General features: G+C 52.8%; 18 protein-coding genes. 5 read left to right on the plus strand and 13 right to left on the minus strand.

What is annotated here, in order from left to right; translation table 11 throughout:
• The 3 genes from Q4E40_RS03225 to Q4E40_RS03235 all read left to right on the plus strand — a co-directional run bounded on the left by Q4E40_RS03225 (position 1) and on the right by Q4E40_RS03235 (position 3,507).
• Positions 1 to 1,935 carry a fumarate reductase/succinate dehydrogenase flavoprotein subunit gene (locus tag Q4E40_RS03225; RefSeq protein ID WP_303409987.1) on the plus strand — a complete coding sequence of 645 codons (1,935 nt, stop codon included), beginning with the start codon at positions 1 to 3 and terminating at the stop codon, positions 1,933 to 1,935.
• 149 nt (positions 1,936 to 2,084) lie between these two features.
• Complete coding sequence (locus Q4E40_RS03230; protein ID WP_303409988.1) at positions 2,085 to 2,837, plus strand: succinate dehydrogenase/fumarate reductase iron-sulfur subunit; 753 nt, start codon at positions 2,085 to 2,087, stop codon at positions 2,835 to 2,837.
• Between the two features lie 145 nt (positions 2,838 to 2,982).
• On the plus strand, positions 2,983 to 3,507 hold the full coding sequence (locus Q4E40_RS03235; RefSeq protein WP_303409989.1) for an NADPH-dependent FMN reductase: 525 nt from the start codon (positions 2,983 to 2,985) through the stop codon (positions 3,505 to 3,507).
• Between the two features lie 493 nt (positions 3,508 to 4,000).
• Here Q4E40_RS03235 and ftsZ read toward each other — a convergent pair whose 3' ends face one another.
• The 13 genes from ftsZ to mraZ form a co-directional block, all read right to left on the minus strand.
• The gene (ftsZ, locus tag Q4E40_RS03240) at positions 4,001 to 5,617 is read right to left on the minus strand and encodes a cell division protein FtsZ (protein WP_303409990.1); all 1,617 of its coding nucleotides are present in this window, start codon (positions 5,615 to 5,617) and stop codon (positions 4,001 to 4,003) included.
• A gap of 46 nt (positions 5,618 to 5,663) precedes the next feature.
• Positions 5,664 to 6,959, minus strand: a complete 1,296-nt coding sequence (gene ftsA / locus Q4E40_RS03245; protein WP_303409992.1) for a cell division protein FtsA — start codon at positions 6,957 to 6,959, stop codon at positions 5,664 to 5,666.
• 12 nt (positions 6,960 to 6,971) lie between these two features.
• Positions 6,972 to 7,733 carry a cell division protein FtsQ/DivIB gene (locus Q4E40_RS03250; protein ID WP_303409994.1) on the minus strand — a complete coding sequence of 254 codons (762 nt, stop codon included), beginning with the start codon at positions 7,731 to 7,733 and terminating at the stop codon, positions 6,972 to 6,974.
• Between the two features lies 1 nt (position 7,734).
• The gene (gene murC, locus Q4E40_RS03255; protein WP_303409996.1) at positions 7,735 to 9,129 is read right to left on the minus strand and encodes a UDP-N-acetylmuramate--L-alanine ligase; all 1,395 of its coding nucleotides are present in this window, start codon (positions 9,127 to 9,129) and stop codon (positions 7,735 to 7,737) included.
• The gene (murG, locus tag Q4E40_RS03260) at positions 9,126 to 10,238 is read right to left on the minus strand and encodes an undecaprenyldiphospho-muramoylpentapeptide beta-N-acetylglucosaminyltransferase (protein ID WP_303409997.1); all 1,113 of its coding nucleotides are present in this window, start codon (positions 10,236 to 10,238) and stop codon (positions 9,126 to 9,128) included. Before murG ends, murC begins: the two co-directional genes overlap by 4 nt.
• Positions 10,231 to 11,379: an FtsW/RodA/SpoVE family cell cycle protein gene (locus Q4E40_RS03265; protein WP_303409998.1), complete on the minus strand. Its 1,149-nt coding sequence runs from the start codon at positions 11,377 to 11,379 to the stop codon at positions 10,231 to 10,233. Before Q4E40_RS03265 ends, murG begins: the two co-directional genes overlap by 8 nt.
• Positions 11,380 to 11,405: 26 nt before the next feature.
• Complete coding sequence (gene murD / locus Q4E40_RS03270; protein WP_303410000.1) at positions 11,406 to 12,749, minus strand: UDP-N-acetylmuramoyl-L-alanine--D-glutamate ligase; 1,344 nt, start codon at positions 12,747 to 12,749, stop codon at positions 11,406 to 11,408.
• A 5-nt stretch (positions 12,750 to 12,754) separates the two neighbouring features.
• The gene (gene mraY, locus Q4E40_RS03275; RefSeq protein WP_303410001.1) at positions 12,755 to 13,975 is read right to left on the minus strand and encodes a phospho-N-acetylmuramoyl-pentapeptide-transferase; all 1,221 of its coding nucleotides are present in this window, start codon (positions 13,973 to 13,975) and stop codon (positions 12,755 to 12,757) included.
• Positions 13,976 to 14,016: 41 nt separating this feature from the next.
• Positions 14,017 to 15,483, minus strand: a complete 1,467-nt coding sequence (locus tag Q4E40_RS03280; RefSeq protein ID WP_303410002.1) for a UDP-N-acetylmuramoyl-L-alanyl-D-glutamate--2,6-diaminopimelate ligase — start codon at positions 15,481 to 15,483, stop codon at positions 14,017 to 14,019.
• Entirely contained in the window at positions 15,483 to 17,582 is a 2,100-nt protein-coding gene (locus Q4E40_RS03285; RefSeq protein ID WP_303410004.1) for a penicillin-binding protein, read from the minus strand. The genes Q4E40_RS03280 and Q4E40_RS03285 overlap by 1 nt, the downstream gene beginning before the upstream one ends.
• Positions 17,572 to 18,000, minus strand: a complete 429-nt coding sequence (locus Q4E40_RS03290; protein ID WP_368411157.1) for an FtsL-like putative cell division protein — start codon at positions 17,998 to 18,000, stop codon at positions 17,572 to 17,574. The genes Q4E40_RS03285 and Q4E40_RS03290 overlap by 11 nt, the downstream gene beginning before the upstream one ends.
• A gap of 63 nt (positions 18,001 to 18,063) precedes the next feature.
• Entirely contained in the window at positions 18,064 to 18,966 is a 903-nt protein-coding gene (gene rsmH / locus Q4E40_RS03295) for a 16S rRNA (cytosine(1402)-N(4))-methyltransferase RsmH (protein WP_303410006.1), read from the minus strand.
• The gene (gene mraZ / locus Q4E40_RS03300) at positions 18,966 to 19,433 is read right to left on the minus strand and encodes a division/cell wall cluster transcriptional repressor MraZ (RefSeq protein ID WP_253405141.1); all 468 of its coding nucleotides are present in this window, start codon (positions 19,431 to 19,433) and stop codon (positions 18,966 to 18,968) included. Before mraZ ends, rsmH begins: the two co-directional genes overlap by 1 nt.
• A gap of 394 nt (positions 19,434 to 19,827) precedes the next feature.
• Between mraZ and Q4E40_RS03305 the strand changes: the two genes are divergently transcribed.
• A complete protein-coding gene (locus Q4E40_RS03305) occupies positions 19,828 to 20,247 on the plus strand; it encodes an HYC_CC_PP family protein (protein ID WP_303410008.1) in 420 nt (139 codons plus the stop codon).
• Positions 20,248 to 20,325: 78 nt separating this feature from the next.
• Positions 20,326 to 22,548: a TonB-dependent receptor gene (locus Q4E40_RS03310; RefSeq protein ID WP_303410009.1), complete on the plus strand. Its 2,223-nt coding sequence runs from the start codon at positions 20,326 to 20,328 to the stop codon at positions 22,546 to 22,548.
• The last annotated feature ends 47 nt before the right edge of the window (positions 22,549 to 22,595 follow it).

The following is a 22,595-nucleotide window of genomic DNA, read 5'->3' on the forward strand; positions in this document are numbered from 1 at the left end:
ATGATATTAGATTCTAAAATCCCGGAAGGCGCATTAGCTGAAAAGTGGGATAAGCATAAATTCAATGTGAAGCTGGTAAACCCGGCCAACAAACGTAAATACGACATCATTGTAGTAGGTACCGGTCTTGCCGGTGCTTCTGCCGCTGCCACACTGGGCGAACTGGGCTATAACGTGAAGGCGTTCTGCTTCCAGGATTCACCGCGTCGCGCACACTCGATCGCCGCACAGGGTGGTATCAACGCCGCTAAAAACTACCAGAACGACGGTGACTCGATCTACCGTCTGTTCTACGACACCATCAAAGGTGGTGACTACCGCGCCCGTGAGGCCAACGTGTACCGCCTGGCGCAGGTGTCTGTTGACATTATTGACCAGTGCGTGGCACAAGGTGTTCCTTTCGCGCGTGAGTACGGCGGACTGCTCGCTAACCGTTCGTTCGGTGGAGCGCAGGTATCGCGTACCTTCTACGCCCGCGGCCAAACCGGACAGCAGCTGTTACTGGGTGCTTACTCTGCCCTGAACCGTCAGGTAGCCTATGGCAAAGTGAAAATGTACCCGCGCACCGAAATGCTGGACCTCGTGATGGTGGACGGCAAAGCCCGTGGCATTGTGGTGCGTAACCTGATCACAGGTAAAGTTGAGTCGCACAGCGCGCACGCAGTAGTGCTGGCAACAGGTGGCTACGGCAACGTATTCTTCCTGTCTACCAACGCGATGGGCTCCAACGCCACGGCGGCCTGGAGAGCGCACAAGAAAGGCGCTTTGTTCGCTAACCCTTGCTTCACGCAGATTCACCCAACCTGTATACCTGTATCCGGCGACTACCAGTCCAAGCTGACGCTGATGTCTGAGTCGCTCCGTAACGATGGCCGTGTATGGGTGCCGAAGACAGTGGAGATTGCCCAGCGCCTGCGCAAGGGTGAGATCTCAGTGAACGATATCAAAGAAGAAGACCGCGACTACTACCTGGAGCGTAAGTACCCTGCCTTCGGTAACCTCGTACCGCGCGACGTGGCATCACGCAATGCCAAGCTGGTATGCGACGAAGGCCGCGGTGTAGGCTCCTCTGGTCTGGCCGTATACCTGGACTTTGCAGATGCGATCAATCGTGAAGGCCAGCCGGCCATTGCTGCCAAGTACGGTAACCTGTTCGAGATGTATGCCAAGATCACGGACGAGAACCCTTACGAAAAGCCGATGCGCATTTACCCTGCCGTGCACTATACCATGGGTGGCCTTTGGGTGGACTACAACCTGATGACCAACATACCGGGTCTGTACGCGACGGGCGAGTGTAACTTCTCTGACCACGGTGCTAACCGCCTCGGTGCTTCGGCCCTGATGCAGGGTCTGGCCGACGGTTATTTCGTGATCCCTTACACCATTGGTGATTACCTGGCGCAAACACCTTACGACAAGGTGAGCACAGAGCACCCAGCCTTTAAGGAAGCTGAGCAGAACGTGATGGGCATTACCCAGCGTCTACTATCTATCAAAGGAAACCGCACGGTGGATGACTTCCACAAGGCGCTTGGACAGATCATGTGGGACTACTGTGGTATGGCCCGTAACGCCGAAGGTCTTCAGTTCGCGAAGCAGGAGATCCGCAAGCTGCGCGACGAGTTCTGGCAGAACGTGAAAGTGACCGGTGTGAACGAAGAGCTGAACCAGACATTGGAGAAAGCGCACCGCGTGGCTGACTTCCTGGAACTTGGTGAGCTAATGGTAGACGACGCGCTGCACAGAAACGAGTCTTGCGGCGGTCACTTCCGTGAGGAATACCAGACGCCTGAGAACGAGGCCCTGCGTGATGACGAGAACTTTGCTTATGTAGCTGCCTGGGAGTTTACAGGAACTGGCAACCAGCCGGTGCTGCACAAGGAAGAACTGAAGTTCGAGAACGTGAAGCTGACGCAGCGTAGCTATAAGTAATGGATAATTAATAATTGGGAATGAATAATCAAGAATGAATCGCCCTTTCCAAATGTTATACGAGGGCATCCTTTCTGATAATTCCTAATTCATAATTTATAATTTCTAATATAAAAGAAATGGCTGGAAGTAATCCAAATGCTAAACCAATGGACCTCACATTGAAGATTTGGCGCCAAAAAGATAAAAACTCTGCAGGTCAGCTGGTAACGTATCCACTTAAGAACATATCTCCGGATATGTCTTTTCTGGAGATGCTGGACGTGCTCAACGAAGAACTCCTGGTAGCAGGCCAAGACCCTGTTGCCTTCGACCATGACTGCCGTGAAGGTATATGCGGTATGTGCAGCTTGTTCATCAACGGCCGTGCACACGGTCCGGAGCGCGGCACGACCACATGCCAGTTGCACATGCGTCACTTCAACCACGGCGATACGATCACGATCGAGCCCTGGCGAGCGGCCGCTTTCCCGGTGCACAAAGACCTGATCGTAGACCGTTCTGCCTTCGACCGCATTCAGCAGGCGGGCGGTTACGTGTCGGTAAACACAGGTGGTGTACCTGACGCAAACGAGATTGCTATACCTAAGACGATCGCTGACAAAGCGTTTGACGCTGCTACCTGTATTGGTTGTGGTGCTTGTGTGGCGGCTTGTAAGAATGCCTCTGCCATGCTATTCGTGAGCGCGAAGGTGTCACAGTTGGCTATGCTGCCGCAAGGCAAAGTAGAGGCTAAAACGCGCGTGGAGAACATGGTAGCCCAGATGGACGTGGAAGGCTTCGGTGCCTGCTCGAACACAGGCGCCTGTGCTGCTGAGTGCCCGGTAGGTATTTCGCTGGACAACATCGCGATGATGAACAGGGAATACTTGGGAGCAAAAGCAAGCTCTGAGAACGTATAGTTTTCCTGATACGAATAAGCAAAAGGCGAGACAGGCAACTGTTCTCGCCTTTTGCTTTTATATTCGCATTTATATTCTGACATCTATACCTTTCTGCAAACCGTAGAGCTTAGCGTCTGTTTACAGAAGGACACCAAAAGACACCATGATCACCATCATAACGGGCACCAACAGACCTTCCTCCAACTCCCGAGCAGTGGCCAATCTATACGCCAAGTTGCTGGACGAGCGCCAGGTAGAAAACCAGATCCTCGACCTGGCCGACCTCCCGGCTGACTTTACGGCTTCTGCTCTCTATGACAACATTGGCACTAACCCGGCCTTTAACGAGCTAAGCGCTGTAATTGGCGAATCCGAGAAGTTTGTGTTCATCGTGCCGGAATACAACGGTTCTTTCCCAGGGGTGCTCAAGGCCTTTATCGATGGGCTCTCCTACCCGAACACCTTCCGCAACAAGAAAGCTGCTCTGGTGGGCCTCTCCTCCGGGGTACAGGGCAGCGGCCTGGCCATGAGCCACCTGACGGACATCTTCAACTACCTGGGCATGCATGTGCTGGCACTCAAGCCCCGCCTGGCCCAGTTTGAGAAGAACTACGATGGCAACGCCATCACAAATCCGCTCTACCTGGAGTTGCTGAACCAGCAGATCGAGCAGTTTATCCATTTCTAAAAGACAGGCTATACCTTGCCATCGGCTAAGCAAGCGCTACCATTCCCTACTAGTAATCTTAGTTAACCTGACCATTGTTGTTCTGCTGGTTTACAAGGTATGGACAGGCTATGACAAGGCTCCAATTTTATTCCTGTTCGTTTACCTCCTGCTTATACTGGCCAATCTGTTTGTTTGGGCGATACTGAAAGACTTGCGCCAGCCTGCATCGATCCTCTATTTGACTACTATAAAACTTCTGCTACTGCTGCTTATACTGGCCATTTTTGTATCGACCTTATTTCAGTCAGGTAATAAAGAGCTAAGGATAGGACAGGTATAGCTGATGTAAAGACCAGGTATAAGTCAGGTATAAGTCAGGTATAGGTCTAGGTATAGGTCTAGGTATAAGTATAGAAGAGTACCGGTATAGCCATTTAATCAGTCTGGTCTAAAGCAAAAGAGCCCACCATAATGGCGGGCTCTTTACATTATTAGAAAACAGGATAAATGATTAGTCTACATTGTCATGCAGAAAACGGTTGTCGCCCAGTATCTCGTTGTCATCGTTCAGGTTGAAACGGGAGATGTTGCGCTCTGAGGAATGCGCCACTGAATCAAGGGCCACATTGCGGCGCAGGTAAGCAGGCACATCCATTTTTTCTTTCATCGCTTCGCTCGTCGTCATATCCGTGCTCAGCATTTTCAGGCGCTCACGGCGCTCAATGGCTTTTTGTCGCATCAACTCACGCTCTGCTTCCAGACGCTTCGCTTCACGCGTGGCATAGTCTTCCTGCTGTGGAGCACCAAAGCCGTTGCCGAACTCTTGTGTGGTAGAGCCTTCCAGGTTAAAAACGCGGCGCTGCGGCTGCTGCTGAACGGGCTGCTGAGGCTGTGGTGCCTGTGGCTGCTGGTACTGCTGCTGTTGCGGGGCCTGCGGCTGCACCGGCTGTTGCGGCTGCTCTACCATCGGACGACGGATCTCGAACTGCTGCTGCACGGGCTGCGGCGGCTGAGGCGTAGCAACAGGTGCTACCACTGGCTCAGGCACGAAGTTCACCATTTTGGGCTGCTCCGGCTTGGCTGGCTCAGCTACTTCTATTTTTTTTTGGCTTTCCAGGTCAAATACTGTTTTTTTTGGCTCGATGATCGCCTCAGCACTGCTGGCAAAACCAGTGGCGATTACGGTCACGCGGATGCTCTGACCCAATGAAGAGTCGATACCGTGGCCGAAGATCACTTCTGCCTCCTGACCGGCTTTGTCCTGGATGTATTCCGTGATCTCAGTCAGTTCATCCATTTCCAGTTCCGCCTGGTCACCAGACATGATAGAAAGGAGGATCTTCTGAGCACCGTGGATATCAGTGTTGTTAAGCAAAGGAGAAGAAAGCGCCTCTTCAGCAGCTCGGAGCGCACGCCCCTCACCTTCTGTCGTTGCAGAACCCATCACTGCAGCTCCAGAATCTTTCATAACCGTTTTCACGTCTTCGAAGTCGACGTTGATCTCGGCTGTTACGGTAATGATTTCAGCAATAGATTTAGCGGCTGTGGTCAGCACGTTGTCGGCCTTCGCGAAAGCCTCACGGATCGCCAGGTTACCGAACATCTCACGCAGCTTGTCATTGAGGATCACAAGGATCGTGTCGCAGTTTTCGCTCAGTTCCTTGATACCGTTTTCTGCGGCAATCTTTTTCTTTCTGCCTTCGAAGCCAAACGGCGCCGTTACGATACCTACTGTCAGGATACCCAGTTCTTTAGCGACTTTAGCAATGACAGGTGCAGCACCCGTACCAGTACCACCTCCCATACCAGCGGTAATGAATACCATTTTGGTATCGTTGCTGAGTAGCTCACGTATCTCCTCCTTGCTTTCAAGGGCGGCGTGCTTTCCTTTCTCAGGGTTGGCTCCGGCTCCCAGACCTTCGGTCAGGTTAAGGCCAATCTGAAGTCTGTTGGGTACGCTGCTGCTTTTCAAGGCTTGCATATCCGTGTTGCAAATCACGAACTCTACATCCTTGATGCCTTGGCCATACATGAAGTTTACCGCGTTGCTGCCTCCACCTCCGACGCCAATCACCTTAATGATGGACTTGCCGCTTGCCGGCAGGTCAAAACTGTACATTGATGTCATACTAAAATCTCCTGCTATTATGGGTTTCTAATAATTATGCTTCTACCTAATCGATGTCGTCCGACAAAAGACCTTTAAGTCTGTCGAGCAATCTTTTGCTGCTGCCTTCTTTGTTGGCAGTTTTGGTTACTACTTTATTGTATACTTCCGGTTGCTGCTGTACCTCCACATGCTTCTCTTCGCGCTGGTCGAGCGACTGATAGCCGGCCAGCACCAGGCCAACGCCTGTTGCATGCATCGGGCTCTTCACCGCGTCGATCTTCGACTTGCCCAGGTGCTCGTTCGGATAGCCAATGCGGGTATCCATGCCGGTGATGTACTCTACCAACTGCACCAGGTTCTGGAGCTGCGCGCCACCACCGGTGATCACGATGCCTGCCGCCAGGCTATTGCTATACCCTGAACGAACAATCTCTGAGTAAATCAGTTCCACGATCTCCTCCATTCTCGCCTCAATAATGTAGGCCAGGTTCTTCAAAGAGATTTCCTTTGGTGTGCGGTCACGCAAGCCAGGTATGGAAACGATCTCGTTATCTGAAGCCTCATCAGCAATCGCCTTCCCAAACTTCACTTTCAGCTGCTCCGCCTGGTTTTGCATCACCATGCAGCCCTGCTTGATGTCGGAGGTGATGATGTTGCCGCCGAATGGAAGAACTGCCGTATGGCGGATAATATTGTCTTTGAAAATGGCAAGATCAGTCGTGCCACCGCCAATGTCAACCAGCGCCACCCCTGCTTCCTTCTCCTCGTCGCTGAGCACCGACATGCTCGAGGCAAGCGGCTCCAGGATCAGGTTGTCAATTTCCAGTCCGGCACGGGCGATGCATTTGTTGATGTTGCTGATCGCGTTTGACTGCGCGGTGATGATATGGAAGTTGCCCTCCAGACGCACACCCGACATACCTACCGGGTCGGTAATTCCTTCCTCGTAGTCTACTTTGTACTCCTGCGGCATCACGTGAATGATCTCGCTGCCGGGAGGTGTCACCAAACGGTACATGTCATTGGTCAGACGATTCACATCGTCTATCGTAATCTCATCGTCGGTCATCTGACGCGTGATGCTGCCATTGTGCTGCAGGCTCTTGATGTGCTGACCGGCAATGCCCACATTCACTACCTTGATGTTGATGCTCGCCTGATCTTCGGCCTGCTGAACGGCTTTCCTGATCGCCTCTACGGTTTTGTCGATATTGCTGACAATACCGCGTACCACCCCTTCCGAGATGGCTTTGCCCATCCCAAGAATTTCCAGCTTTCCATACTCATTCTTCCGACCAACAAGTGCGCAAACTTTGGTTGTGCCGATGTCCAAGCCTACTACAATTTTGTCGTTCTGCATATGCTGTATATGTTATTCACAAATTATCTGATCTTCGTATTCCACGTTGACTCTCTTATATTTATCCCAGCCCATCACGGGTAGTACCTCTTTATAAAAGACCATCAACTTCTTAAATTTTTGTTCCGCCTCGTTCGGTTTTCCAAACTCAATGGTATGCTCCCCCACCTGCGGCAGGAAAGTTACTTTGCCCTTCTCATCGATATGCATCTGGGCTAACTGGGCTTTCCAAAACTGATCGTTTTCAATGAAACGCAGCAGGGAAAGGTAGGCCCGGCCTGTAGAGTCCTGGAAGAAATCCCGGCCGAAAGGTCTGCCGGACTGGGTCTTCGTAATAGGTATGACACGAGCGGTGTATCTGTCGGAGAGAGGCAGCATATTCCCCTCTGCGTCGATGTAGACATCCTGATCTGGTCGTATAATTCTAGCTATAGGCCTGTTCTGTTTTATGCTTACTTGTATGGTGCCGTCCAATGCCTTGAACACTTCTGCTTCTTTCACAAAGCTGTGCGCTTCAATGCGCTTTTCCAAGTTCTTCAGGTCAATCTGCTGGTTGGGCAAACCCTCCAGTTTTCGTTCGCCCTCACGGGTCAGGAGGTCTCTTACTTCCTCTTCCCCAATAAAGTAATTATTGTACTCATTATCAATTGTTATTGACACTTTCTCACACTTTTTTTCATTTTGGCGAGAAGAAGCGAACCCTGCAAGTGCAGCGATGGTGACCACGCAACAACATGCAAAAATTAAAGATTTTATTTTATTATTCAAGCCCATCTCAGTTATTTTCTAAAATATTCTTTATGGGCTTCACCAATGTATCGATATCGCCGGCTCCCACCGTCGCGAGTACCTCAAAATCAGCGTTTTCGGCTAAATAAGCCGCTACCTCCTCTTTATGCAATAGTATTTTTTTCGGACCGTTTACCAAGCCCAAAATCATTTCTGACGTCACGCCTTCAATTGGCTTTTCCCGTGCCGGGTATATGTCCAGCAGTATCAGTTCGTCGGCAGCACTCAAACTTTGTGCAAACTCGGTTGCAAAGTCGCGGGTACGGCTGAACAGATGCGGCTGAAACACCACCGTCAGCTTTTTAGCTGGGTAAATGGCACGTAAAGATGTCATGAACGCATCGATCTCTTTCGGATGGTGCGCATAGTCGTCAATGTATACCTGCCCCTGCCCTTCGTACACGATTTCAAAGCGACGCTTCACCCCTCTGTATGTTGCCAGCGCCTCGCGCAGCCTGTCTTCTGAAACGCCCATGAGTTGACCCGCTATCAGCGCGGCCAGCGCATTCTCCACATTGTGGTATCCGGGCAAAGCCAGTTTCAGACGGGCTATGTTACCGAAGGGTGTCTCTGCGTCAAAACAAAAGCTGTACCCCTGTATCTCAAGCTGTTGCACACGGCTATCACCCTCGTTCAGGCTATAGCGGATCACCTGCACACCCTCCTGCACTTTTTCCAATAAGCGAGGGTCGGTGTCGCTGTGTAAAATCAAATAGCCGCCGGGCTTTACCTGACTGATGAACCTCTGAAAGGTCCTGATCAGTTCCTCTTTGTCACCATAAATATCCAGGTGATCGGGATCTGCCGAGGTCACGATGGCGATGTCCGGGTATAGCGTCAGGAAAGAGCGGTCGTACTCGTCTGCTTCCACTACAATCGTCTCCTGCTCAGCCGTGCCTTTGCCTATCAGAAGGTTCGAGTTCAGGTTGGTCGCTATACCTCCGAGGAACGCCGAACAGTCCACGCCGCCCTCGTGCAGCAGATGCGTCACGATAGAAGAAGTCGTTGTTTTGCCATGCGTTCCGGCCACAGCCACGGTATAGGCCGAACCTGTGATAATGCCCAGCACCTCCGAGCGCTTTTTGATAGTATAGCCCTGCGCCTTCAGGTAGGCCCACTCTGTATGCTCGGCAGGTATAGCCGGCGTGAGCACGACCAAGGTAGCTTCCTTGTTATCCAGTATTTCGCTTGGCAACTGGTTGACATCATCTTCATAATGCACCCGGATGCCCTCCTGCTCCAGCGCTTCAGTGAGTGGGGTGCGCGTTTTGTCATAACCCCAAACCGGAAGCCCCCGGGCATTGAACCAGCGGGCGATGGCACTCATGCCGATGCCGCCGATGCCAAGGAAATAGATATAGCTATAATCTTCCAGTCTCACTTGATCAACTTTAACAATTCGTTTACAATATCGACAGCGGCATTTGGCCGCGCCAGTTTCAGTATGTTCTGCGCCAGACGGTGCTGCTCTGCCTCGTTGCCGGCCAGCTCCAAGGCAGCCGGTATAAGCTGTTGCTGCGCTTCGGCATCGCGCACCAGCAAGGCGGCCTGCTCCTGCACCAGCGACATGGCGTTTTTGGTCTGGTGGTCTTCGGCCACATTCGGTGAAGGCACCAGGATCGATGGCTTTCCGGCAAGGCACAGCTCCGAAATCGAAAGTGCTCCGGCCCTGGATACCACCACATCGGCGGCGGCATAGGCCAGATCCATCTGCCGGATGAAATCGAAGGTGCGTATACCTGCGTTGGCAAATGGTTTCTCCAGTTCCTGTGCCTGCGGATAAAATACTCTGCCCGTCTGCCAGATCAGTTGGTAGCCCGCCTCTGCGACTTGCTGCAAACCAGCGGCCATACTCTGGTTAATGGTTCTGGCACCCAGGCTTCCGCCTATCACCAGGATGGTTTTCTTTTCAGAAGTCAGTCCGAAGTGCAGCAAGGCCTCACGGCGCTTGCCTTCGAGCTCCATAATATCTTTTCGAACCGGGTTGCCCGTCAGCACTAGCTTATCAGCCGGGAAGAAGGCATCCATGTTGTTGTAAGCCACGCATATTTTCTGCACCCGCTTTGCCAACAGTTTGTTGGTGATGCCGGCATAGGAGTTCTGCTCCTGAACAAGCGCCGGTATACCTTGCTTGGTCGCCGCGTACAACAGCGGACCACTCGCATAGCCACCCACGCCCACCACCGCATCCGGCTTAAAATCACGGATGATCTTGTTCGACATCCGGATACTGGAGATCACTTTCCAGGGGAAAGAGAGGTTATCCAGTGTGAGGCGGCGCTGCAGCCCGCTGATCCAGAGACCCACGATCTTATACCCTGCTTCCGGCACACGCGTCATTTCCATACGCCCGATCGCTCCTACAAACAGGATCTCCGCATCAGGGTGCACCACCTTGATCTGGTTGGCAATGGCAATGGCCGGGTAGATGTGCCCGCCGGTGCCGCCACCGCTGATGATGAAGCGATATGGACGCTGCGGATTAGGCATTTGCCGACACTTTAGCGGTTGGACCAAATGTTTCCTCTGCCTTCACGGTACGGCTCACGCTCAGGATGATCCCGATGGAAATACCCGTAAAGATCAGGGACGTCCCCCCCATACTCAGGAGCGGCAATGGCAAACCCGTAATCGGACCCAGTCCTACGGCCACGCCCATGTTGATCATCCCCTGCAGCACCAGACTGAAACTCAGACCGGCTGCCAGCAAACCGCCGAAGGCACCGTTGCTTTTCGTGACCGTGACTAACCCCCTATAGAGCAAGGCCAGGTATAGGAAGAGTACCAACACCCCTCCCAGCAAACCGTATTCCTCCAGGATAATCGCGTAGATGAAGTCAGAGTAAGGGTGCGGCAGAATATCGCGCTGGTCGCTATTGCCCGGGCCTTTGCCCACCACGCCGCCTGTAGCGATCGCGATGTAAGATTGCTCGAGCTGGAAAGCGGTTTCGGATTCGTCAAAGAAAGCCTCTACCCGGCTGATGGCCGTACCCAGACGCTGACCAGCCGCCAAACCAGTGCCGCCCAACATAGCACCCGCTATTACAAAAACTGCTAGTGATTTCATCGGCACACGTCCGATGAACATCAGCAAAAGGCTTGTCAGGAACAGCAACACCGCTGTGGAGGTGTTTGTCAGGGCGATAAGGGCGCAGATGAAGCCAGTCCAGGCAAAGATCGGCAGCAGGTTGCGTTTCCAGTCATCCAGGTTGTTTTGCTTTTTCGAGAGCATACTGGCCAGGTATGAGATCAGGGCCAGTTTCGCCAAATCCGAAGGCTGGAAGGTCTGGTTGATCACGGGAATGGTGATCCAACGGGACGCTTCGTTGATGTTCGAACCAAAGAAGAAGGTATAGAGCAACAGCGGGACCGCCAAGATGAGCGCCACCAGCGATAATCGGGAATAGTAACGGTAGTCGATCTTGTGCGCCAGCCACATAAAGGCCAGTCCGATGAAGATCAGGGAAGAGTGCTTAAAGAGGAAGTACTCCGTGTTACCGTCTTTTTGCTTATAGGCCAGGGTACCGGTAGCCGAATACACGACTGCCACGCTGATAAGCGAGAACATCAGCACGATGCCCCAAAGCACTGCGTCCCCTTTCAGGTTGCGCTGTAACCACTGCTTGATCATAATACCTTTGGCTAAAAATTAAAAACTTACTTTTTCAAAACTATCTTCTCCACGGCCTCCTGGAAGCGCTGCCCCCGGTGCTCGTAATTGTTGAACAAATCGAAACTCGCGCAGGCCGGTGACAACAGCACTACATCCCCCGGCGTCGACAGCAATTTGCCCATGCGCACGGCATACTCGATCGAAGTTGTTTCCACTACCACCGGTACGATGCGCCCGAACGCTTCTTTCAGCTTGTCGTTGTCCTTGCCCAGGCACACCAGCACTTTCACTTTCTCTTTGGCCAGTTCGGTAAGCACGCTGTAGTCGTTGCCTTTGTCCACGCCGCCCGCTATCCAGATGATCGGCTGTTTTATACCTTCCAGGGCATAGTAAACGGCTTCCACGTTAGTTGCTTTCGAGTCGTTGATGTAGGTGACTTCCCTTGACACCGTGATCACCTGCAAGCGGTGTTCGGCGTTCTCAAAAGTCTCCAGTCCTTTTTCAATCTGGCTGTCGGCTACCCCCATCAGTTTCGCGACTGCCACAGCGGCCATCGTGTTGTACTGGTTGTGCTTGCCGATCAGGGCAGAGCGCGAGGCATCGATATCACCTTCGAAGAACCTGACGTTTACTTTGACACGTGTTCCTTCACATAGTACTTTCGCACCTTCCGTTGCCTGGAGCGAGAATGGGACTGTGGTTCCGCCAAAAGACGCAGAATCGAACGCATTACGGATAATATCATCATCGTTGTTTAAGATAAAATAGTCCGCGCCGCTCATGTTCTGCGCAATGCGCAACTTGGAGGCGGCGTACTTGTTCATGTCATAGCCATACCGGTCAAGGTGGTCTGGCGTAATATTTAACAGTACTCCAATATGTGCTTTGAACTGGTACATGTTGTCGAGCTGAAAACTGCTCAGCTCCACCACGTAGTACTCGTGTTTGTTGTCAATCACTTTCTCGGCCAAACTCTCGCCGATGTTACCCGCCAGGCCCACGTTTATACCTGCGTTTTTCAGCAAATGGTAAGTCAGCAAGGTCGTCGTGGTCTTGCCGTTGGTACCGGTGATGCAAATGAACTTCGCGTCCGTATACCTGCCGGCGAACTCAATTTCCGATATCACCGGAATGCCGCGCTTGATGGCTTCCTGAATGATCGCCGCATTCTCCGGTATACCCGGGCTTTTGATGATCTCGTTGGCTTCCAGGATGCGCTCGAAGGTATGGGTGCCCTCTTCGTAAGGTATAGCCGCTGTTGCCAGCTTGGCCTTGTATACCTCCTTGATCTGACCCATGTCGGACACGAACACATCCAGCCCCTTGGCCTTGGCCAGCAATGCTGCCCCAACGCCACTTTCTCCCGCTCCGAGTATCGCTAGTTTCATAGTGCCTATCTCAGTTTAAGGGTTGCCAATGTCAAAATCGCCAGCATGATGCCCACGATCCAGAAACGCGAAACGATCTTGGATTCGTGGTAGCCGTTCTTCTGGTAATGGTGGTGCAGCGGCGACATCTTGAAGATGCGTCGGCCTTCACCGTATTTTTTCTTCGTATACTTGAAGTAGCTCACTTGCAGCATCACCGACAGGTTCTCAATCAGGAAAATGCCGCACAGGATAGGTATCAGCAATTCTTTGCGCACGATCAGGGCCATTACCGCAATGATACCGCCAATCGCCAAACTGCCCGTATCGCCCATGAACACCTGTGCCGGGTAAGAGTTATACCACAGGAAGCCCACACAGGCGCCCACAAAGGCCAGCGCGAAAATGGTCAGCTCACCCGAATTTGGAATGAACATGATGTCCAGGTAGTCGGCAAAAATGGTGTTACCGGATATCCACGCAAAGATCGCCAGCGTCAGACCGATGATGGCCGACGTACCAGCCGCCAGCCCGTCGATACCGTCGGTGATGTTGGCACCGTTGGATACGGCCGTGATCACCAGGATCACAAAGGGGATATAGAGATAGCACGACCAGCCTGCGAAAAGCGGACCCGCGAAAGAGAACAGATTGCAGTAGTCGAGCTCGTTATTTTTGCGGAAAGGAATGGTTGTAATCATGGACTTGATGTCCACCCACTTGCTCGTGGCGTTCACGGCGGAGGTAGAACCATCGGTGAAAATGTACTGTCTTACGACAACATCGTCACTAAAGTATAGAGTCAAACCCACAATAATTCCTAAGCCAATCTGACCCAGTACCTTAAATTTTCCGGCCAGTCCTTCTTTATTCTTCTTGAATACCTTGATGTAGTCATCCAGAAAGCCGATCAACCCGAGCCAGATCGTCGAAACGATCATCAACAACACGTAAATGTTATCCAGACGAGCGAAGAGAAGCGTTGGTACCAGGATAGCCAGCAGGATGATCAGACCACCCATGGTTGGGGTACCCTTTTTCTCCATCTGTCCTTCCAGACCCAGGTCGCGGATGCTTTCGCCTACCTGCTTGCGCTGCAGTAGCTTAATCAAACGACCGCCAAAAATCATTGCAATCAGCAATGAGGTAAGCGTTGCCATACCTGCCCTGAACGAGATGTATTGAAATACACCCGCCCCCAAAAGGTCGTATTCACGGTCAAGGTATGTAAAGAGATGGTAGAGCATTTAATCTATCGTCTGTTCGTAATTCTGTTGTTTTCTATAGCTTATTTACCAAGCTGTTGCAGGGCTTCCTGCAGCACTTCTTTATCGTCAAAAGGGTACTTCACTCCCTTAATTTCCTGATAGGTCTCGTGCCCTTTGCCCGCTACCAGGATGATGTCCTCCTTACCGGCCAGCATGCAGGCTGTGCGAATGGCCTCTCTCCTGTCCAGCACACTCAGCGTCTTCTTGAAATCCAGCGGCTTTACGCCTTTCTGCATGTCCTCCAGTATGGCCTGCGGCTCCTCAAAACGCGGATTGTCGGAGGTCAGAATCACTTTGTCGCTGAGGCGGCAAGCGATGTCGGCCATCACCGGGCGCTTGGTCGCGTCGCGGTTGCCGCCACAACCCACTACTGTTATCACCTTCTGCAATGGCGTACGGATTTGCTGGATCGTGTTGAGCACGTTTTCCAGCGCGTCCGGCGTGTGGGCGTAATCCACTATACCTGTGATCTGTTCGGTCTCCGACACGATGTAATCGAAGCGACCTGCTGCCGTATTCAGACTGGAGAGCACGGTGAGGGCTTCTACCGGATCCTCGTCCAGCAACACGGCCACGCCATAGGCACCCAGCAGGTTATAAGCATTAAAAGCCCCGATCAGCTTAGCCCATATCTCGTGTCCGTCTATTTCCAGGTGCAGGCCTTGCAGCGTGTTATCGATCAGGCGCGCCTTGAAATCCGTTATTTTGCGCAGTGAAAAATAGCGCACATCCGCTTTGGTGTTCTGCACCATCACCGGCCCACGCTTGTCATCTGCATTGATCAAGGCAAAAGCACCTGCCGGCAGCATATCAAAGAAAGACTTCTTCGCCTTGATGTATTCATCAAACGTGCCGTGGTAGTCCAGGTGATCGTGCGTGATGTTGGTGAACACACCGCCGGCAAACGTTATACCTGCTACGCGCTGCTGCACCATAGCATGCGAACTCACCTCCATAAAGGCGTAAGTACAGCCTGCCTTCACCATCTTGTCCAGCAGCGCATTCAGCGACACGGCATCGGGTGTGGTATGCGTTGACGGGATCACTTCCTCATCGATCTGGTTCTGTACCGTGGAGATCATGCCCACATGGTAGCCCAGTTCGCGGAACAGCTTGTGCAGCAAGGTAACCGACGTGGTTTTGCCGTTAGTACCTGTTACGCCCACCAGTTTCAGTTTTCTGGACGGGTAGCTGTAAAACGCAGAAGCCATCAAGCCCAGGGCCTGACCGCTATCTTTTACTTTGATATAAGTAACATCTCCGCCCCGTTCTGCCGGTAACTCTTCGCAAACGATGGCAACGGCCTTCGCCTCCGCGGCTTTCGCCATGAAGTCGTGTCCGTCCACCCGTACGCCGCGCATGGCCACAAACAGCACCCCTTCGCGTACCTGGCGCGAGTCGAACGTGATCGACTCAACCTGCACATCCAGAGGGCCGTGGCTTTCCAGCACGGTAACGTCTTTCAATATGTCCTGTAGTAGCTGCATTAGCTCAGTACAATCGTAATTTTAGTTTCTTTGTTAATTTCAGTGCCCGCCTGTACCGACTGCTTCACCACGCGCTTGCCCATACCTTCCACATGCACTTTCAGGTGCTGGTTGCCCAGGATGAAGAGCGCGTCGCGCAGTGTCATACCCATTACGTCCGGCACCTGGCCGCCCATTACCGGGTGTGGCTCAAACTTCAGCGAACGCATTTGCGGCGTCACGCGCACCCACTCGTCGTCATTGGTAGCCGTGGAGTGGTTGCTCACACCGATCTTGTTCAGGATCAGGCTCAGGTCATCGAAGCTGCCGGCTTTCACCTGTGGCAGGCTGTCTTTGTTTGGCACCACTCGGGCGCGCAGCGGCTGGTGCATGGCCAGGTCGCGGGCATAGGCCTTGTCAGCCACTTCCTTAAACACCGGCGCGGCCACATCGCCGCCGTACACGTTCACCCCTCTCGGGCTGTCGATGATCACAATGCAGCTGTACTTCGGGTTGTCGGCCGGAAAATAACCGGCAAACGAAGTGGAGTACAGTCGCACGTATTTGCCGTCCTTCACCTTGCGGGCGGTTCCGGTTTTGCCGGCCACCTTATAGTCGGCATTGCGGAGATTCTTGGCGGTACCGTTCTGCACCACGCCTTCCAGCATCGTGCGCACCTTCTTAATGGTTTCTTCCGAGGCAATGCGCTCGTTCAGCACACGCGTCTGAAAAGTCTGCACGACTTGATCGGCGCGCCGAATTTCTTTCACGATGATCGGCTGCACCTTCACCCCGTTGTTTGCCACGGCATTGTAAAGGGCCAGCGTCTGCAGCGGGGCGAGCTTCATTTCGTAGCCAATCGACATGGAGGTGAGCGTAGTGCCATACCATGTTCTGTCGCTGGTGTTCTTGATATAAGGCCTTGCTTCTCCGTCCATCTGGAAACCCAGCGTGCTGCTCAAACCAAACTTATGCAGGTAGTCCACAAAAGCTTGCTGGTTGTCGCCAAAGTTCTCCTGTATCAGTTTTGCAACACCGATGTTGGACGATTTTTCAAAGACATCCTGTATCGAGATCTTACCATACCCGCCGATTTTCACATCGGTCATGGTCGTGTTCTTAATGCGGTACCTTCCGTCTCCGGCATCCACTGTGTCAGCCAGCTCGAGGTTTGTATGTTCGAACAGTGCCATCATCGACGCCAGCTTAAAGGTAGAGCCCGGCTCTGTACGTCCCTGGTTACCAACCGCATAGTTATAATCTTCAATATAGCCGCCCTTGGTCTTTCCCAGGTTGGCCATCGCCTTGATCTCGCCTGTCTTCACCTCCATCAGAATCACGCAACCGTAGTCGGCGTTCTTCTCCACCAGGGCCTTGTAGAGGGCGTTCTCCGCCACGTCCTGCAGGTTGATGTCGATGGTGGTTTTGATGTCGTAACCGTTCTGCGGGGCCACTTCCGTGCCGTCGTATATCGGTTTGTTACCGCCCGCTATACGCTCAAAAAGGGCCTCCCCGTCCGTACCCGCCAACTCGCCGTTATAGCTGTACTCCAGACCAGCCCCGTTTTTATCTTCGTTGATGAAGCCGATGGTTCGCTCGGCCAGCATCCCGAAAGGCTTGAAGCGCTTCTCCACTTTCTCGAAGATCACACCGCCTTTGTTCTTGCCCGCCCGGAAGATCGGCCAGCTCGCCATCATCTTCTTTTCCTGGTAGTTGATCTGGCGGCTGTTCAGTCTGATATACCTTCTACCGGCATGCCGCGCATTCTTGATCTTGCGGCGGTAGTGCTCCGGCGACTGGTCTTTGTAAAAACGCGACAGCAGCATGGCCAGCGAGTCTATACCTGTATTGAAGGTCTCTGCCTGGGCAATAGCCGGGTCAAAGGCCACGCGGTAAAACGGCAGCGAGGTGGCCAATATGCTCTCGTTGTCGGAGTAGATATTGCCTCGCGTAGCCGGCACCGGCTGGTAACGGATGCGGCGCTCTTTCGATATCTGCTTCCACTTGGTGCCGTCCAGTACCTGTATCTGTACAATTTTGTACACAATAGCACAGGCAAAAAGACATACCAGCAAAAACACGATCCGTACTCGCAGTACGATGGACTTCTTAATATTCATCTGCCGCTACTTCTACTTGATAAGGTGGAGATGAACTTTCAACCAGGCCCAGCGGTGCCACGTTGCGCGCTACTTCAGACTGCTTGCTGGCGCCCATATAATCAGACTTCAGGGTAGTGTAATCCGCCCGGAGGTCTTCGGTCTCTACTTTGATCTTAGCAATTTTGCGGATGGTCTTCTCGGCGTAGTGGGTGTTGCCGATGTAGAAGAGCGTGATGCCCGTCATGAAAAGCACATGCGGCAGGTACTTGGTTGGCACTCCCTCCTGAAACAGAAAGTCAACGTTGGTGTATTTGTCCAGCCACTTGAACAGGCTGAACCCCTTCTTTTTAGCCTTTACCTCCGGCTTTGCCTTTGCCTCTTCCTCTTGCTTCACGCGCAGCGTGTTGCCTTTGGGTGCGGCAGCTGTCTTAGTCATAAGGTTCGGAGCCATAGTTAAGTTTAGGTTACTACACTGTTGTTTAATCTATTTCTGCATTCGCTATCTCTTCTCTGCGATTCTTAGTTTGGCGCTCCGTGAGCGGCTGTTCTCGAGCAACTCCTGTTCGGAGGCTGTGATCGGCTTGCGGCTGACGGCGTCGAGTGGTTTTTTCTCGTTGCCGAACAGGTCTTTTTCCACTTCGCCGAAGAATTTGCCTTTGGCGATGAAATTCTTCACCAGCCGGTCTTCGAGTGAGTGGTAGGACATGACCACCAATCTTCCTCCGGGCTTCAGCACCTCGGCCGCCTGCTCCAGCATTTCCTCGAGCGCCTTCAGCTCGTCGTTCACTTCTATGCGAAGCGCCTGAAACACTTGCGCCAGGTATTTGTTCTCCTTCCCGCGCGGGGTGCAGGAGCTGATGGCTTTTTTAAACTCACCGATCGTTTCAATCGGTTGGCGAGCTCGTTGCGACACGATCACGCCGGCCAGCGTTTTGGCGTTTTTCACTTCGCCGTAAATGCCGAAGATCTTGTGCAGCTGCTCCTGGCTGTAGGTGTTCACCACCTCGCTTGCAGGTATACCTGACTCCGGGTCCATGCGCATGTCCAGCGGACCGTCGAAACGGGTCGAGAAACCACGCTCGGCTTCGTCGAACTGGTGCGACGACACACCCAGGTCAGCCAGAATGCCGTCCACTTCTTTCACGCGGTACAGACGCAGGTACTTTTTCAGGTCCCGGAAATTGGCGCGTACGAACGTGAAAGCCGGGCTGTCAATCTTCTTCGACTGCTCCTCGGCGTCGCGGTCCTGGTCAAACGAGTAAAGCTGACCTGTTGTCAGCTTGCTGGCGATTACCCTGGAGTGACCGCCGCCTCCGAACGTCACATCCACATACACGCCGTCTGGTTTAATTTCCAGTGCGTCGATGCATTCCTGCAACATGACTGGTCTGTGGTACTCCATTAAATCAAAGGCTCTGCAGCCGGTTTATCTCCTAAAAACTTCTCGGCTAGTTGCGAGAAACTCTGCTGGTCCTTGATCAGGAAGTCTTCATACCTGTCCGGGTTCCAGATCTCGACACGATTGCCCAGGCCTACTACAATTGCCTCCTTTTCCAGATCGGCGAAGCGGGCCATGGTGCGGGGCACAATAAAGCGGCCCGTGCCGTCCAGCTCGATTTCCGTATTACCACGGAAGAAATTGCGCTGAAACTGGCGGTACTCCTCATTAAACTCGTTCAGACCCGCCACCTTGTCATAGATCGTCTTCCACTCCGACTTCGGGTAGAGCACGAGGCAAGGTTCAAAGCCCCTTGTCAGCACCACATGATTGCCCGACGCCTCCGGCAAGTTGGTTTTTATCTTTGCAGGTAAAACCAACCTCCCCTTCGGATCAATCTTGCATTCATATTCGCCAGACAGGAAGTTCATGGGTTGTGACACTTTAATCCGTATAGTTTTCGGAGTATACAAATGTAACGATTCACCAAAAGACCGCAACCACAATCTCCCACTTTTTACCACTTTGTGGATAAATTATGGTTATCCACCCCACTTATCCACATTATCCACATTTCGGACCTTCATTTTGCGGATAAGTTTATTTGCAGAAAATATCACCTTTCGTTAATATACGAGAGGCTATATATTTTAATGAATTGAAAATCAAGCAACTACCCCTCTAAACTGGTACATCCAGCACCCGCCACGGCATGTTTTCAGCAAAAGTGGGACAAAGTGGAGAATGTGGGACAAAGTGGGGCGTTATCCCGAGCGTGGATAAAGTTTGTGGTAGAAGTGGGGTGAATTTCCGTATATTTGTGCTGTGATTCAGACCATCCGCCATACGGTTACATTGCTGCTGACCCTGAGCATTTTGCTGGGCTCATTTGGCGTGGCTCTGAGCGAGCAACTGTGCCTGATGACTGGCATCAGAACACTGGCCGCGCAAGAGCAAATGGACGGCTGCTGTCAAAAGCCTGATTCGCAGGAAGATGACAAACAGGAAAGTGAGGACGACGACTGTTGCACAACAGCAATGTCCTTCGAAAAACTGGAGCCCGTGTCTTCTCTTAAGGCCTTTTCGCTCGAGCTTCCGGTTTTCTTTGCCGTTACCTTTACACCACTTTTTACCACCTGGGCACCGGCTGTCGCCACTGACCAGCGCATTCTCACCTACTCCGACAGCTCTCCCCCGCTCTACGGACGTCAATTGCTGCATTCCCTGCACATCCTGATCGTTTAGACGCTCAGCTTGCTCCAAAGGCAAGGCGCTCCGCCTGTGCCTATACCTGCATTCTGAAAATTTAAGCGATTCCGTTTTATGTATTTCACCATACCAGCGCAGCAGTTCTACCGAATCCTCGGAACGCTCGCACTCTTTATAAGTATCCTATACCCTGCCGCTGCCCAGCAACTGACGGGTAAAGTGTTAGACAAAACCACCAACTCTCCCTTGATCGGGGCCAGCGCCGTCTGGAAGGGCACCACCAAAGGCACCTCCACAGATGCAGCCGGCAACTTTACGCTGCAACTGGCGGATGCCGCCACCCCGGAGATCATTGTCTCCTACCTGGGGTACAAGGCCGACACGATCGCTGTGAGCGGCAAAACCGCTGTCACCATCGCGCTCTCTTCTACCGGCTCCCTGAAAGAGGTCGTGGTAGAAGGACAACAGACGCGCTATTCCGCTCTCACGCCTACCAACTCCCAGATCATCACAAGCCGCGACCTGGAGAAGTCCGCTTGCTGTAACCTGGCGGAAAGCTTTGAAACCAATGCCTCCGTGGAAGTGACTACCACTGATGCCGTGTCGGGTGCCAAACAGATCCAGATGCTGGGACTGGACGGCTCCTATACCTTGCTCACCACCGACAACGTACCGGCCTTGCGCGGCCTGTCCACCCCCTACCGCCTTAACTACCTGTCCGGCACTTACATTGAATCGATCGATATCATCAAAGGCATGGGCTCTGTGCTCAATGGGTATGAGTCGATATCGGGGCAGGTGAATGTGAAGTTGCGGGATCCGGAAAAAACCGAACGCCTATACCTGAACCTGTATGGCAACAGCCTGGCTAAGTTCGATGCCAACCTGAACGTGTCGGCTCAGGTGAGCCCGAAGTGGAGCACGCTCCTGATGCTGCATTCCGACCACCTGGGCAACCGCGTAGACCGCAACAAAGACGGCTTCATGGACCTGGCGCTGGGCACGCACCACAACGTGTACAACAAGTGGAAGTACAAGCATGGCGATACCTGGGTGTCGGAGTTTGGCTTCAATGCCCTGCGTGAGACGAAGCTGGGGGGCCAGATGGATTACGTGAAGGGCGAGCCTGTGAGCCCGACACAACGTTACGGAACAGAGTCTGAGACAGACCGCCTGTCTTTCTACAACAAGACGTCCTATACCTTTCCGGGCAGGCCTTACCAGAGCCTGGGCTTCATCTCCTCGGGCGTGCACCACAAGTTTAACTCCCTCTATGGCCGCCGGCAGTATAACGGAGAGCAGAACACCGGCGACTTGCGCTTTATCTTCCAGTCCATCATTGGGCATACAGGCCATACCTATAAGGTGGGCGCCAGCTTCCTGTACGATGACTATACCGAGCGGCTGGAGCAAACGAGACTGGCCCGCACGGAGCGCGTGCCGGGTATTTTTGCGGAGTACATCTTCAACAATGCGGAGAACCTGACCGTGGTAGCCGGCGCCCGTACCGACTTCCATAACCTGTACGGCACGGTGTTCACCCCACGGCTGAACGTGAAATATGACCTGACACCGAACACCATTTTCCGGGTAGCGGCAGGCAAAGGCTTCCGGGTAGCCAACCCGATTTCGGAGAACACGGCGGCTTTGGTCAGCAACCGCGCCTTTACCTTCCGGGAAGAGTTGGAACCGGAGAAAGCCTGGAACCTGGGTGGGTCTTTCACGCAGTATTTTGAGCTGGGCGGGCGTTCGGGCGCCTTCATCACCGACTATTATTATACCACGTTCCAGAACCAGGTGGTGGCCGACATGTACAGCAGCGCCAACCAGGTAGCCTTTTACAACCTGCAGGGCCGCTCCTTTTCGCGCAGCTTCCAGGCGGAGCTGCAGTACGAGGTGCTGAAAGGCTTTGACGTGAAAACGGCCTATAAGTACTTCGACGTACAGACCACCTATAATGGACAATTGCAGCAGCGGCCGATGATTCCGCAGCACCGCTTCTTCGTGAACCTCGGCTTCGCCACACCTTTTGACAAATGGCGCGCCGACCTGACGGCGCAGTACTTCGGACAGATGCCACTGGCTTACATGGAAGCCCATGGCGGTGCAGCGAATGTCCGGAAGTCGGATGCTTTCTATACCTTGAACGGGCAGGTGTCGCGAGCCTTCAAGCGCTTGGAAATTTATGTGGGCGGCGAAAACCTGTTGAACTTCCGTCAGCCGAATGCGATTATAGGTGCCCATGACCCTTTCGGTTCCAACTTCGATGCCAGCATGGTGTGGGGACCGATCACGGGCAGAGTAATTTATGCCGGCATGCGCTTTAAGATTGAATAGCGGTATATTATTTGCAGCAAGCTTATAGCTCAAACAAGAAATTCTCA

Origin of the sequence: Pontibacter coccineus (assembly GCF_030546575.1) — a bacterium.
GTDB lineage: Bacteria > Bacteroidota > Bacteroidia > Cytophagales > Hymenobacteraceae > Pontibacter > Pontibacter coccineus.